13 protein-coding genes are annotated in these 14,271 nt (G+C 64.0%); 3 read left to right on the forward strand and 10 right to left on the reverse strand.

Translation table 11 applies throughout. From position 1 onward, the window contains the following. Window positions 1–93: 93 nt before the first annotated feature. From BLR13_RS02110 to BLR13_RS02130, 5 genes are all read right to left on the reverse strand, one after another. On the reverse strand, window positions 94–1,059 hold the full coding sequence (locus BLR13_RS02110) for a Bug family tripartite tricarboxylate transporter substrate binding protein (RefSeq protein ID WP_091976318.1): 966 nt from the start codon (window positions 1,057–1,059) through the stop codon (window positions 94–96). A gap of 55 nt (window positions 1,060–1,114) precedes the next feature. Then, window positions 1,115–1,834 (reverse strand): RraA family protein, encoded by a 720-nt coding sequence (locus BLR13_RS02115; RefSeq protein ID WP_074828071.1) that lies wholly within the window; start codon window positions 1,832–1,834, stop codon window positions 1,115–1,117. A gap of 133 nt (window positions 1,835–1,967) precedes the next feature. Then, on the reverse strand, window positions 1,968–2,858 hold the full coding sequence (locus BLR13_RS02120) for a CDP-alcohol phosphatidyltransferase family protein (protein WP_074828068.1): 891 nt from the start codon (window positions 2,856–2,858) through the stop codon (window positions 1,968–1,970). 77 nt (window positions 2,859–2,935) lie between these two features. Further along, complete coding sequence (locus BLR13_RS02125; RefSeq protein ID WP_283806930.1) at window positions 2,936–3,637, reverse strand: phosphatidylserine decarboxylase; 702 nt, start codon at window positions 3,635–3,637, stop codon at window positions 2,936–2,938. Between the two features lie 53 nt (window positions 3,638–3,690). Then, window positions 3,691–5,688 carry an ABCB family ABC transporter ATP-binding protein/permease gene (locus tag BLR13_RS02130; protein WP_074828060.1) on the reverse strand — a complete coding sequence of 666 codons (1,998 nt, stop codon included), beginning with the start codon at window positions 5,686–5,688 and terminating at the stop codon, window positions 3,691–3,693. Window positions 5,689–5,899: 211 nt separating this feature from the next. On the opposite strand from BLR13_RS02130, the gene BLR13_RS02135 reads away from it, so the two are divergent. Continuing rightward, on the forward strand, window positions 5,900–6,505 hold the full coding sequence (locus BLR13_RS02135) for a TIGR00730 family Rossman fold protein (protein ID WP_074832088.1): 606 nt from the start codon (window positions 5,900–5,902) through the stop codon (window positions 6,503–6,505). A 12-nt stretch (window positions 6,506–6,517) separates the two neighbouring features. Here BLR13_RS02135 and BLR13_RS02140 read toward each other — a convergent pair whose 3' ends face one another. The 4 genes from BLR13_RS02140 to cysS all read right to left on the reverse strand — a co-directional run bounded on the left by BLR13_RS02140 (window position 6,518) and on the right by cysS (window position 10,520). Continuing rightward, entirely contained in the window at window positions 6,518–6,895 is a 378-nt protein-coding gene (locus BLR13_RS02140; protein ID WP_074828058.1) for a VOC family protein, read from the reverse strand. 111 nt (window positions 6,896–7,006) lie between these two features. Continuing rightward, window positions 7,007–8,605 (reverse strand): citramalate synthase, encoded by a 1,599-nt coding sequence (gene cimA, locus BLR13_RS02145; protein ID WP_074828054.1) that lies wholly within the window; start codon window positions 8,603–8,605, stop codon window positions 7,007–7,009. Then, the gene (locus BLR13_RS02150) at window positions 8,602–9,114 is read right to left on the reverse strand and encodes a GNAT family N-acetyltransferase (RefSeq protein ID WP_074828049.1); all 513 of its coding nucleotides are present in this window, start codon (window positions 9,112–9,114) and stop codon (window positions 8,602–8,604) included. Before BLR13_RS02150 ends, cimA begins: the two co-directional genes overlap by 4 nt. After that, a complete protein-coding gene (cysS, locus tag BLR13_RS02155; RefSeq protein ID WP_074828045.1) occupies window positions 9,114–10,520 on the reverse strand; it encodes a cysteine--tRNA ligase in 1,407 nt (468 codons plus the stop codon). Before cysS ends, BLR13_RS02150 begins: the two co-directional genes overlap by 1 nt. 301 nt (window positions 10,521–10,821) lie before the next feature. Here cysS and BLR13_RS02160 point away from each other — a divergent pair, with 301 nt between their 5' ends. Then, window positions 10,822–11,145, forward strand: a complete 324-nt coding sequence (locus BLR13_RS02160; protein WP_074828043.1) for a hypothetical protein — start codon at window positions 10,822–10,824, stop codon at window positions 11,143–11,145. A gap of 166 nt (window positions 11,146–11,311) precedes the next feature. Beyond that, window positions 11,312–12,502: a DUF2865 domain-containing protein gene (locus tag BLR13_RS02165; RefSeq protein ID WP_244525055.1), complete on the forward strand. Its 1,191-nt coding sequence runs from the start codon at window positions 11,312–11,314 to the stop codon at window positions 12,500–12,502. A 12-nt stretch (window positions 12,503–12,514) separates the two neighbouring features. On the opposite strand, the gene BLR13_RS02170 is transcribed toward BLR13_RS02165, so the two are convergent. After that, window positions 12,515–14,266, reverse strand: a complete 1,752-nt coding sequence (locus BLR13_RS02170; protein WP_074828040.1) for an NAD+ synthase — start codon at window positions 14,264–14,266, stop codon at window positions 12,515–12,517. Between the last annotated feature and the right edge of the window lie 5 nt (window positions 14,267–14,271).

Consider the following 14,271-nt stretch of genomic DNA (forward strand, 5'->3'; position numbering starts at 1 on the left):
AGGTTAAGTGCGGCAATTGCGGATGCAGCGCCTGGCGGACGATCCGGCGCTATCTCAATCTTTTGCTAACCATAAGGCCGCCGTGGCGGGCGTCTATTGCGCCTGCGCGCCGATGCCGGCTTCCTTGATGATCGGCCACCATTTTTCGATCTCGGTCTTCTGGAACGCGGCCAGCCCTTCCGGCGTCTGCTGGGCGCGGGGCGCGACGTCGAGGCCCAGTTCCGTGAACCGTTTCTGGATCGCGGAGTCCGCGAGCGCCTCGGTTGTCGCGGCATTGAGTCTCGCGATGATCTCCTTCGGCGTCCCCTTCGGCGCCCAAAAGCCGAACCAGCCCGACATATAGAGGCCGGCGACGCCGGTCTCGTCGGCGGTCGGAATGTCAGGCATCGAGGCCGAACGCTGCGGCGAGAGATTGGCGAGCGCCTTGATCTTGCCGGCGCGGATCTGCGGCAGCGCCACCGCCCCTTGCACCACCAGCAAATCCACCGTGCCCGACATCAGGTCGGTCATCGCCGGCCCGGCGCCGCGGTACGGAATGAACTGCACTTTCTGCTTGGTCAGGTTCTCGAACAGCACGCCGGAGACATTGGCCGCCGCGTTCTGGTTGACGAAGTTGATCTTGCCGGGGTTCGCCTTCATCCAGGTCACGAGTTCGCCAAGCGTATTCGCCGGCAGGTCGTTCTTGGCGACCATCAGCTGCGGATTGTTGGAAATCAGCGCGATCGGCTCAAAATCCTTTTCGAGGTCGTAATCGAGCTTGTAGATGATGCTGCCGACATGGGTGTCCCACTGGCCGATGTCGAAGGTGTAACCGTCAGGCGCCGCGCGCGCGACGCGCCCGACCCCGATGCTGCCGCCGGCGCCGCCGACATTCTCGATCACCACGGATTGCCCGAGCGGCGCGCGCATCCGCTCGGCCATGATCCGGGCAGCGGCATCGGTCGAGCCGCCCGGCGGAAACGGAACCACCAGCGTAATGGGGCGCGATGGCCAGGTCTGCGCTTCGGCAGCGGGGACGCCGACGAGGATCAACAACACAGCCGCCCAAAACCCGCGCATCACGTTTCTTCCCTCGCCTGCCGAAGTGCCCTGACTTTTCGTCAGTGGTTCTGCTTCAGTGAATCTCCGCCGATTTCTTCAGCGCCGCTTTCAGCTTCTCGAGCGAGAAATCCTTGCTGCGGGCGATTTCCAGAATCGGCGTTTCGCGGCGGGCGCAGAGTTCGCAGGCATCGGGAACTTTCGCAGCGATATCGTGCGGGATCACGATCGCGCCATGGCTGTCGGCGTGAATGAGATCGTCCGAGCGCACCGTCATGCCGGCAACGCGGACTTCGCCGCCGAAATTTTCCGCATGCACCCAGGCGTGCGACGGTCCGATCGATCCGGCCAGCGCCTGAAAGCCCGGCGCCCATTGCGGGATGTCGCGGATCGAGCCGTCGGTGATGACGCCGAGACAACCCAGCGCCTTGTGTACGTTGCTCTGAACCTCGCCCCAGAACGCGCCGTAGCCGACGTCTTCGCCGTCGATGTCCTGGATCACGGTGATGCGGGGCCCAAATCCGGTGCCGACATATTCGTAATATTCGATGCGGCGCTTGGCTTGCTCATCGGCCGGCAGGCCCGACTTCAGCACCGAGCGGATCGTCACGGTGCGAGCATAGCCGACCATCGGCGGCAGATCGGGAAACGGGCAGACCAGCGGTTTGGTGGTGTAGCCGATCAGCCGGCGCTCGGGCGCGACGATTTCCATCGCATTGCAGATCGTCGGCGTGTCGTACCGCCCCAGCGCTTCGAGGACGGACGCGGGCAGCGGGGCTGTAACGGCTTTGTTCACGGCGTTTCTCCTTGATTAATTATCGGGCCGGCTGTTTTTCGAAAGCCGTGCATCCATAGCCCTATAACCTAGATCGGGATCGAACCCAACTAGGCGGCGGCTCATGGCAGATATCGGAAGTTGCGCGCAGGCCTCAGTTCAGCCTCGTCGGCCGTTCGTCCTCGGTATCGCTTGGCGCTGGCGCAAATGCCGAAGCCGCCGTCGTCGTCGTCGGTGCGGCAGCACCGGCCGTCGTCGCCGCCGCGGCGGACGCCGCAAGGCGCTCTTGATCGCGATACGACTTCCATCCCAGCGGCAGGCTTATCAGATACAGCACCGAGCAGATCGACAGGATGTACCAGGGATAGCCGATCAAGAGCGCGATGAAGAACACCACCGAGACGAATACCGGCAGCACCATCTCCGGCGGCACCCGCATCTTCACCGATTTGCCTGAAAATACCGGCAGCCGCGACACCATCAGGAATGCGATCAGAAGCGTATAGGCCGCGGTCAGCACGGCCGGCGCTCGGGGAATGCCGAGGAAGGCGAGATAGACCGGCAGCAGCGCCAGGATCGCGCCGCCCGGCGCCGGCACGCCGGTGAAATAATTCGCCGCAAAGGCCGACTTGTCGGGATCGTCGATCGAGGCGTTGAAGCGCGCCAGCCGCAGGCCGCCCGAGATCGCAAACACCATCGCCGCGATCCAGCCGCCATTGTTGAGTTCGTGCAACTGCCAGAAGTACAGGATCAGGCCGGGCGCGACGCCGAAATTGACGAAGTCCGCGAGGCTGTCGAGTTCGGCACCGAACTTCGACTGGCCCTTGATCATGCGCGCGACGCGGCCATCGACCCCGTCGAGCACGGCCGCAAACACGATGGCGTAGACCGCGAGATCCATCCGTCCTTCGGTCGACAGCCTAATCGCCGTCAGCCCGGCGCAGATCGCCAGCAAGGTGATGAAGTTCGGCACCAGCATTCGCACCGGGATCGGGCGAAACCGGCGGCGGCGCATTTGCGGATTTTGGGGGTCGAAGGGCGTCATGGCTTGCCAATATATAGCAGGCGCAGCCGGCTTCCGCTATCGCACGCCCCAGGCAGCAGGTCCGGCCGCCCGGATGGTTAATCGGCGCGGAAAGTCCGCCCCTGCTCGCTGGAGCCGAAATCGGCCAGAATGGTCTCACCCGCAATCGCGGTCTGGCCCTCGGAAACCAGCGATTTCATGCCTTCCGGCAGATAGACGTCGAGACGCGATCCGAACCGGATCAGGCCGAACCGTTCGCCGGCACCGATCGACTGCCCTTCGCGCACGAATGAGACGATCCGCCGCGCCACCAGGCCGGCGATCTGGACCACGCCGATCCGCCCGTTGGCGGTGGAGATCACCAGCGAGTTGCGCTCATTGTCTTCGCTGGCCTTGTCGAGTTCGGCATTGATGAACGCGCCCGGACGGTAGGCGATGCGGTCGATCCGGCCGGCAACGGGGCTGCGGTTCACATGGCAGTTGAACACGCTCATGAAGATCGAGATCCGCGGCAGCGGCCGGTCGCCGAGACCGAGTTCGGCCGGCGGCAGCACCTGCGCGATCATCGAGATGCGACCGTCGGCCGGCGCCACCACGATGCCTTCGCGCACCGGCGTCACGCGAACGGGATCGCGGAAGAACAGTGCGCACCAGACCGTCAGGAGGGTTCCGATCCAGCCCAGCGGGGTCCAGATCCAGAACAGGACCAGGCTGGCCAGCGCAAAGCCGCCGATGAAGGGATAGCCCTCCCGATGAATCGGCGGGATCTGCGCGCGGATCGAATTCACAATCGACATGATGGCTCGCTGTTGTCTGTCACAATCCCGCACCGGGAGGCGACGTTTCCTTACGATTATTCCGCAGCGGTCGCTATCGGATCTTTCGCCGGGTCTTTGACAGGCTCTTGCACGGGAGCGCCGGGTTGATCATCGACGTGCGGCGGGACGCGGTTCGGCGCCCCGTTGTCGTCGTCGATCTGCGCGAGCTTCTCCCGCGCCTCCTCGGCCTCACGCTGCCTGTTCCACATACTGGCATAGAGTCCGCCGGAAGCCAAAAGCCGGGCGTGGGTGCCGCGTTCGGCGATGCGGCCCTGATCGAGCACGATGATTTCATCGGCGCCGACGATGGTCGAGAGCCGGTGCGCGATCACCAGCGAGGTGCGGCCGCGCGAGACGCGCTCCAGCGATTCCTGGATCTCGTGCTCGGTGTGGCTGTCGAGCGCCGAGGTCGCTTCATCGAGCACCAGGATCGGCGGCGCCTTGAGCACCGTGCGTGCGATCGCGACCCGCTGCTTCTCGCCGCCCGACAATTTCAGCCCGCGCTCGCCGACCTGGGTTTCATATCCCTTCGGCGACATCTTGATGAAACTGTCGATCTGCGCCAGTTGCGCGGCCTCCTCCACTTCGGCATCGCTGGCGTCCCAGCGGCCGTAGCGGATGTTGTAGCGGATGGTGTCGTTGAACAGCACGGTATCCTGCGGCACCATGCCGATCGACGCCCGCAAGGAACCCTGCGTGACATCACGGATATCCTGGCCGTCGATCAGGATTCTGCCGCCGGAGACGTCATAAAGACGGAACAGCAGCCGCGAGATCGTCGACTTGCCGGCGCCGGAGGGACCGACGATCGCGACCGTCTTGCCGGCCGGCACCTCGAAGCTCAGACCTTTCAGGATCGGCCGCTCGGGATCATAGGAAAAACGCACGTCGTCGAAACGCACATTGCCCGAACTCACGATCAGGGGCACGGCCCCCTTGATATCCTTGACCTCCGGATTGCGCGACAGGACCTCGAACATCTTCTCGATGTCGATGATGGCCTGCTTGATCTCGCGATAGACCATGCCCATGAAATTCAGCGGCTGATACAACTGGATCATCATGGCGTTGATCATGACGAAATCGCCGACCGTATGGGTGCCGTTGCGGATGCCGGACACGCACATCAGCATGGTCGCGGTAAGGCCGGCGGTGAAGATCACCGCCTGCCCGGTATTGAGCAGTGCCAGCGACGTATAGGTCTTCACGCTCGCCTTTTCGAAGCGCTCCATCGAGTGGTCGTAGCGCGTGGCTTCGCGCTGCTCGGCGCTGAAATATTTCACCGTCTCGTAGTTCAAGAGCGAGTCGATCGCCTTGGTGTTCGCCTCTGTGTCGGAATCGTTCATCTTGCGGCGGATCTCGATCCGCCACTCGGTCGCGAGATAGGTGAAGTACATGAAGACGACGACCGTGAGCAGGACGGCGGCGACATAGCGCCAGTCGAACTGCCACAGCAGCACGCCCGCCAGCAGCACGACCTCGACGACGGTCGGGATCAGTTGCAGGATCACCATCCGCACGATCACCTCGATGCCGGAGCGGCCGCGCTCCAGCACCCGCGTCAAGCCGCCGGTCTTGCGCTCGAGATGGAAGCGCAGCGACAATTCATGCATGTGAACGAAGGTGATGTAGGCGAGCTTGCGCACCGCATGCATCGCGACCCGCGCGAAGATGCCGTCGCGCCATTGCGTCAAAATCGCCATCAGCACGCGCAGGCCGCCGTAACTGAGCGTCATCAGGAGCGGCGACGCGATCAGCCACAGCGTCCAGTTCGACGGCTGAACGGGTGCGCTGCCCGCACCGCTGAGCGCGTCGATCGCCCATTTGAAGGTGAACGGCACCGCCAGGGTCGCGACTTTGGCGATCAGCAGCAGCACCACCGACCAGACCACGCGCATTTTGAGATCGGCACGATCGCCCGGCCAGATAAACGGCCACAAATGCACCAGCGTCCCGATCAGCGTGGCCTTGTCGGCGGGACTGGCTGATGACGGGGCGTCATGGGCCCGCGGGTGCGAATCGGTATGGGCCATCAGTTCGGCGCCCGCATCAGGTGGGCGCACCGGTTCGCAATCAGATGTTTTTCAGGGGCTCGCATATGCCCGTCATATAGAGCGTTTGAATGCTCCGTACAGCCTTGAAAGATAAAACTTTCCCGTTTTGGGGACCTTTCCGGGCCAATTCCGCTGCGGCCCCGGCATCGCCGGACTTGAGCTTTTTTCGCTGCAGTGCCACATGAAAGGGATGAACCAAATCAAAACCGTCTGCGTCTATTGCGGCTCCGGCTCCGGCTCCAATCCCCGCTTTGTCGAAGCAGCCGTGGCCCTTGGCAAGGTTTTCGCCCAGAACCATGTCCGGCTCGTCTATGGCGGCGGATCGGTCGGGTTGATGGGCGCGGTCGCCAAGTCCGTGCTCGATCACGGCGGCTCGGTCACCGGGATCATTCCGGAATTTCTCCGGGCCAAGGAAAACGCGATGTCCGGCGTGCAGGAGATGGTCATCACGCCCGACATGCATGAGCGCAAGCGGCTGATGTTCGAACGCTCGGACGCATTCGTCGCCCTGCCCGGCGGCATCGGCACGCTGGAGGAACTGGTCGAGCAGATGACCTGGCAGCAACTCGGCCGCCACAACAAGCCGATCTTGCTCGCCAATATCGACAATTTCTGGGAACCGCTGCTGTCGCTGCTCTCGCATATGCGCGTCACCGAGTTCATTCGCCCGGGGCTAAGTATCGACATTCTCAAGGCTGAACGGGTCGAGGATATCCTGCCGCGCCTGCGCGCCGCCGCTGCGCTCGCCCCCGCCGGCACCCAGGAAATGGCGCCGGAAGTGGCGCGACGGCTTTAGCCGCGCGCGTCTTTATTCGCTCGGAAACGTCACCGCCTCGATGCGATTGCCATCGGGGTCGATGACGAAGGCGGCGTAATAGCGCACGCGATCATGCGGCCGCAGCCCGGGCGCACCGTCGGAGCGGCCGCCGGTCGCCAGCGCCGCGGCATGAAACGCATCGACATCGCCGGTGGCTTTGGCGCGAAGGCAGATGTGGGTGCCGCTCTCGTGCGAGACCGGCGCGATCCCGGCGCGAAGGTTGATCCAGAACTCCGGATAATTTTTGCCGAAGCCGATAGTGGCGGGACGCGTCACCAAGCGCGACAGGCCGAGCGGCGCCAAGGTTGCTTCATAGAAGCGTGCGGCACGTTCGAGGTCGCTGACGCCGACGGAGATGTGGTCGATCATGTGAAGGCCCCCCGCTCTCTCCCCGTAGCCCGGATGAGCGAAGCGAAATCCGGGGTCTACTGTCGATACAAGCCCCGGATTTCGCTTCGCTCATCCGGGCTACATTCTCATTCACGCCGGCGCGTTCGACTTCACCAGCTTGTAGATCACCGAATCCATCAGCGCCTGGAACGAGGCGTCGATGATGTTGGGGGATACACCGACCGTGGTCCAGCTCTCGCCCTGCTCGTCCTCGCTCTCGATCAGCACCCGCGTCACCGCTTCGGTGCCGCCATTGAGGATACGCACGCGGTAGTCGATCAGCTTCAGGCCTTCGATGTATTTCTGGTACTTGCCGAGGTCTTTTCGCAACGCGACGTCGAGCGCATTGACGGGGCCGTTGCCTTCGGCCGCCGAGATCAGATGCTCGCCGGCGACATCGACCTTCACCACCGCCAGCGCCACCGTGACGCGCTGACCGTTGGCGTTGTAGCGCTGCTCGACATTGACGTCGAACTGCTCGACCCGGAAATATTCCGGCACCCGGCCGAGCGTGCGCCGCGCCAGCAAATCGAACGAGGCGTTGGCGGACTCATAAGCAAAGCCAGCCGCCTCGCGCTCCTTCAGCTCCTCGACCAGGCGCGCCAGTTTCGGATCGCTCTTTTCATAGGGGATGCCGGCGCGGTCGAGCTCGGCCATCACATTGGAGCGGCCGGCCTGGTCGGACACCAGCACCTTGCGATGGTTGCCGACCAATTCAGGCAGCACATGCTCGTAGGTGTGCGGGTCCTTCATCACGGCGGAGGCATGAATGCCGGTCTTGGTCACGAACGCGCTTTCGCCGACATAGGCGGCGTGGCGGTTCGGCGCGCGGTTGAGCATGTCGTCGAGCGTGCGCGACACCGTCATCAGCGTCGCCATCTTCTCCGGCGTCACCCCGATCTCGAACGCGTCGGAGAACTCGTTCTTCAGCCGCAGCGTCGGGATCAGCGAACAGAGGTTGGCGTTGCCGCAGCGCTCGCCAAGTCCGTTCAGCGTGCCCTGGATCTGCCGCGCGCCGGCGCGCACCGCGGCCAGCGAATTCGCCACCGCCTGCTCGGTGTCGTTATGGGCGTGAATGCCGACATTGCCGCCGGGGATGTTTTTCACGACATCGCCGACAATGGTCTCAACCTCGTGCGGCATGGTGCCGCCGTTGGTATCGCACAGCACCACCCAGCGTGCGCCGGATTCGTAGGCGGCCTTCGCGCAGGCCAATGCGAATTCGCGGTTTTCCTTGTAGCCGTCGAAAAAGTGCTCGCAATCAACCATCACCTCGCGGCCGGCGGCCTTTGCCGCGCCGACGCTGTCGCGGATCGAGGCGATGTTTTCCTCGTTGGTGGTCTCGAGCGCGACGCGCACCTGGTAGGCGGAGGCTTTGGCGACAAAGCAGATCGCATCCGCCTTGGCTTCCAGGATGCCGGCGAGCCCGGGATCGTTGGAGGCCGAGCGGCCCGGCCGCCGCGTCATGCCGAACGCGGTAAACTTCGCGTGGTCGAGCTTCGGCTTGGTGGCGAAAAATTCGGTGTCGGTCGGATTGGCGCCGGGATAGCCGCCCTCGACATAGTCGATGCCGAGTTCGTCAAGCATGCCGGCGATGATCTGCTTGTCATGCAGCGTGAAATCGACGCCGTTGGTCTGGGCGCCATCGCGCAGCGTGGTGTCGAACAGATAAAGGCGTTCGCGGCTCATGATGGCGCTCCCGGCGCGGCGTTTTCAGCCAGCGTCTTCTGCATCGTGGTGTTGGCGAGCCATTCGCCATTGACGGTGATGGTGTTGCGCTGCTTGCCGACATAGCCGCGCCTCTGGAAAAACGTCTCCGCGGTATCGCTGGCGTCGACCGTCAGATTCGTGGCGCCGCGGGCGCCGGCGAGCTTCTCCAGCGCGTCGACCAGCATCGTGGCAATGCCCTGCCTCGCCGCGCCCGGATGCACATAGAGCAGGTCGATGTGATCGGCCCCTTTCAGCGAGACAAAACCCACCGGCGAATTCTGCAACGTCGCGATCAGCGTTAACTGGCCGGCGAGACGTTTGCCGAATGCCGCCTCATCTTCGGCGGCAGCAGCCCAGGCTTCCTGCTGCGCTTCGCTGTAGTCGTCGCCGGTCAACTCCTGGATCGCGGCAACGAAAATCGCCGCCAGGATCGGCGCATCCGCCGGCAAAAACGGCCGCAGACCGGGTTTGGGCAAGGTCTGCCCCATCACGCGATCTCCCAGGTGGTCACGGGTTTTCCGTCGGCATCCTTGCCATCCTTGATGGCCACGCCCATGGCGGCGAGTTCGTCGCGGATACGATCGGACTCCTTGAAGTCCTTTCGCGCTCGCGCGGCGGCACGCTCCGCGATCAGCCGGTCAACCTGCGTCGCATCGACGCCGCTGGCCTGCTGCTTTCGGCCCTTCCATGCGGCAGCGCTCTCGGAGAGGAAACCGAGAAGGCGCAGGGAAGCAGCAAACTGGTCGCGATCCCCATCGTTTCCGGAAGCAGCACTATTCCGCAAACCGTGCAGCGACGCGACCATCTGCGGCGTGTTCAGGTCGTCCGACAGCGACGCGATGACGGCATCGGAAGGCCGTCCGCCCTTGATGTCGGCGGCGACCCAATACCAGTCGTCGAGCGTTTTTGCGCTTTCTTCCAATCCCTTCAACGTCCAGTCCATCGGCGAGCGGTAATGCGCCTTCAACATATTGAGGCGAAGCACTTCGCCCGGCCAATCGGCCAGCAGTTCCCGGATCGTGACGAAGTTGCCGAGCGACTTCGACATCTTGGTGTCTTCGATCTGCACGAATTCATTGTGCATCCAGTAATTCGCCATCGCGGGTGTGCCATGCGCGCAACGCGATTGCGCGATTTCGTTCTCGTGATGCGGAAAGATCAAATCCAGGCCGCCGCCGTGGATGTCGAACACGTCGCCGAGATAGGCTGCACTCATGGCCGAGCATTCGATGTGCCATCCCGGGCGGCCCCTGCCCCACGGGCTTTCCCATCCCGGCTCGTCGCCGGACGATTGCTTCCACAACACAAAATCGCCCGGATTTTTCTTGTGCGCATCGACAGCGACGCGCGCACCCGGTCGCTGCTCGTCCAGCTTGCGGCCCGAAAGCGCGCCATAGTCCGGCATCGACGCCGTATCGAACAGAACTTCGCCGCCCGCTTCATAAGCGTGACCACGCGCGATCAACTGCTTGATGAGCGTCACCATATCCGTCTTGCCGTCCGCGCGCGGCAGCACGAAGTCAGTCGCGCGGGGTTCGAACGTCGGTGGCAGTGAGCCCAATGCCGCAGCGTCGGCGTAAAACTGGTTGGCGGTCACTTCGGTAACCTTGCGGATCGCCTCGTTCAGCGGCAGACCCGGAAAATCCCGCACCGCCCGCGCGTTGATCTTGTCGTCGACGTCGGTGATGTTGCGGACATAGGTGACGTGCTCGGCGCCGTAGAGGTGCCGCAGCAGCCGGAACAGCACGTCGAACACGATGACCGGGCGCGCATTGCCGATATGGGCAAAGTCGTAGACCGTTGGTCCGCAGACATACATGCGGACATTCGAGGGATCGAGCGGCGTGAACGGCCGCTTCTCCTTGGTCAACGTATCGTAGAGGCGCAATTGCATGGATATCCCGTCCGTTGCGGCCGGGCGTCGAGTGATCTCATGTTGAGAAAAGACGGCCTCAGCCAGCGAATCGCTAGCTAATAATCTCGCGGCAAATGCTGCAGATGGCGAGGAGACCGTTCATGGTTCCACCATGTCCCAGCCCGGGGCACGGCGTCAAGGCCTTGCTTGCGCCCGATTTGGGGCCGAATTGGCCGATCCGCCGCCTCCCGACATTGCCGTCGGGCGATCATGGTTAATCATTATTAACATTTTGGGCTTATTCCTGAGGGCGGTCCCTAATCCCGCACCGGTGTTGCCCATGCGAATTTCGTCAGCATTCATTTTCGATGCAATCCTGGTCTGCGGACTTCTGTTCGTCGTCTCGGCCGCGCATGCCGACAGCCGCGTTTTCATCGTCGCCAATCAGGCCGATGGCTACGGCGTCGATCAGTGCCTGGCCAGGGGCGACAAGTGCGGCGCCCATGCCGCCCGCTCCAATTGCCAGTCACGAGAATTTGCACAGGCCACCGCCTATCGCCGCGTCGATCCCGACGAAATTACCGGCTCGGTTTCCAAGGCCGGGAATGAGAAATGCACCGGCAGTGGCTGCGACGAATACGTCGCCATCACCTGCCAGCGCTGACCCGGTTATCCCTGCCGAATCAAGGGGCGGTTTGCCACACCCGCGCCCCGGAAACGACGTGACGCTGCCCCGAGAAGCAGGTATGTGATGCGGCCGTGGCCGCACGATGCCGCCATGGCCGCGCCTCAAGGCTCTCGAGCCACGCGGAACCTCTCGATGGCCGGATATGCTCGAAATACCTGACGCTGCCTTTCCCCGCCGGATCCTGACTGGCGCCATGCTGCTCGGCCTCGTTGCCGTGAACGCGCCTGCGTTGGCGCAGATGAGCCAGGGCGCTCCGCCGCCGCCTCAGCAAAGCGCGCCGCAGGCGGGTCCCGCGCAGGCCAATCCCGCGCAGTCTAATCCGATGTGCGTCCGGCTCGAAGGTCAACTCGCGACCATCGACCGCGGCGCCGGCAGCGGCGATCCCGCCAAGGACGAGCAGATCCGCCGCTACCAGGAGGCGGCCGCCAAGCAGCAGGCCGAACTCGATCGCGTCACGATGCAGGCCAAGCGCATGGGCTGCGAAAGCTCGGGCTTCTTCTCGCTGTTCAACGGCCAGTCGGCGCAATGCGGACCGGTCAACAACCAGATCCAGCAGATGCGCGGCAATCTCGATCAGATCAACACCAGCCTTGAACGTCTGCGCAGCGGCGGCATCGGCGGCGCCGACCGCGAAAACCAGCGCCGTTCGGTGCTGACCGCGCTGGCGCAGAACAACTGCGGTCCGCAATATGCGGCCGCGGCGCGCGGCGGTGGCAATTTCATGGACAATCTGTTCGGCAACAACAACGGCAACCAGATCCCGCCGCCGGCTGCCGAATTCGGTCCGCAGTCCGGCACCTTCCGCACCGTCTGCGTCCGCACCTGCGACGGCGCCTATTTCCCGGTCTCGTTCGCGACCGTGCAGGCGCGGTTTCCCGACGACGAGAAGACCTGCAAGGCGCTGTGCCCGGCGACGGAAGCGAGTTTGTTCACCTACCGCAACCCCGGCGAAGACATCAACCAGGCGGTCTCGGTCAGCGGCCAGCCCTATTCGGCACTTCCGAACGCGTTCAAGTTTCGCAGCGAGTTCAACCCGTCCTGCGCCTGCAAGGCGGCGGGCCAGACCTGGTCCGACGCGCTGAAATCGGTCGAGGACAAGGCCGCCGCCGAACAGCAGGGCGACATCATCGTCACCGAGGAAAGCGCGCGAAAGATGCAGCAGCGCGCGCAGCCGGGGGCGAAAACCACGCCGGCCAAAAAGGGAGCGGCTCCCGCCGCCACCACGGCCACCGCCCCGCCGCCTGCAACGCCGGCACCTGAGCCGACCGGCGCGACCGATGAGAAAAAGCCGATCCGCACCGTCGGCCCGACGTTCATCCCGCCGAAGCAGTAAATTTTCGCGAAGCTAGCCTTCGAACGCGTCCGCCGATGCGCGGCCGGCGCGCGCGACGAGCTCTTCGTCGGGCTCCGGCAATGCCTTGCCGTTGTCGCGAAAGCGGTTGGTGATGGGATAGCGGCGATCCCGGCCAAAGTTCTTTTGCGTCACCTTCACGCCCGGCGCGGCCTGGCGGCGCTTGTATTCGGCGACATTGAGCAGCCGGTCGATCCGCGTCACGACATCGGCCGGGAAACCGGCCGCGATGATCGCCGCCAGCGGCTCCTCGCGCTCGACCAGACGTTCGAGAATGCCGTCCAGCATGTCGTAAGGCGGCAGCGAATCCTGGTCGGTCTGGTTCTCGCGCAACTCCGCCGTCGGCGGCCGGATGATGATGTTGACCGGGATAACCTCGCCCGACGGCCCGAGCGCGCCGTCCGGCTTCCATTCGTTGCGCAGGCTCGAGAGCCGGAACACCTCGGTCTTGTAGATATCCTTGATCGGATTGTAGCCGCCGTTCATGTCGCCATAGATGGTGGCGTAGCCGACCGACATTTCCGACTTGTTGCCTGTCGTGACCACCATGGCGCCGGTCTTGTTCGAAATCGCCATCAGCAGCGTGCCGCGGGTGCGCGCCTGCAGGTTTTCCTCGGTGATGTCGCGCGGCAGACCTGCGAACGGCACCGACAGAATCTTCTCAAAACCGTTGACGGCATCCGCGATCGGCAGCACCTCGTAGGGAAAGCCGAGCGCCTTGGCGAGCTTGGCGGCATCGTCGAGCGACACCTGGGCGGTGAAGCGGAACGGCAGCATCACGCCGCGGACCTTTTCGGCGCCGAGCGCATCGACCGCGATCGCCGCGCAAAGTGCGGAATCGATGCCGCCTGAGACGCCGAGCAACACGCCGGGAAATCCGTTCTTGCGGACGTAATCGCGCAAGCCGAGCACGCAGGCCGCGTAATCGCCCTTGTCGCCGTCGAGCAGCGGCGCGACCGGGCCTTTGCAGCGCCAGCCATCCGCGCCCTTGGTCCAGCGCAAGGTGGTGATGTTTTCCTCGAACGCCGGCAATTGGACCGCAACCGACAGATCGGCGTTCAGCGCGAACGAGGCGCCGTCGAACACCAATTCGTCCTGCCCGCCGATCTGGTTGAGATAGACCAGTGGCAAGCCGCTCTCGGTGACGCGTGCCACCGCGATCGACAGCCGCAGATCGTTCTTGTCGCGCGCATAGGGCGAGCCGTTCGGCACGACAAGGATTTCCGCGCCGGTCTCGGCCAGGCATTCGACGACGTTCTCGTATTCCTCCGACTCTTCGAGCCAGATGTCCTCGCAGATGGGAACGCCGACCCGGATGCCGCGAACGGTGACCGGACCCGCGGCCGGACCGCGTGCGAACAGGCGCTTTTCGTCGAACACGCCGTAGTTCGGCAGGTTGGCCTTGAAGCGAAGGGCGGCGATACGGCCCTGATCGAGCAGCGCGCAGGCATTATAAAGTTTGCCGTCCTCGACCCAGGGGGTGCCGATCAGCACCGCCGGTCCGCCGCCGGCGGTCTCGCGCGCCAGCTCCTCGATCGCGGCGCGGCAGGCAGCCTGGAACGCGGGCTTCAGCACCAGATCTTCCGGCGGGTAACCGGTGATGAACAATTCCGGCAGCACCAGCAGGTCGGCGCCGTCGGCCTTGGCCTTGTCGCGCGCGGCGTGCGCCTTGGCGGCGTTGCCGGCAACGTCGCCGACCGTCGGGTTCAACTGCGCCAGCGTGATCGTGAATGTCGTTTCGGTCATGAGCC

This window comes from Bradyrhizobium ottawaense, assembly GCF_900099825.1.
Taxonomy (GTDB): domain Bacteria; phylum Pseudomonadota; class Alphaproteobacteria; order Rhizobiales; family Xanthobacteraceae; genus Bradyrhizobium; species Bradyrhizobium ottawaense_A.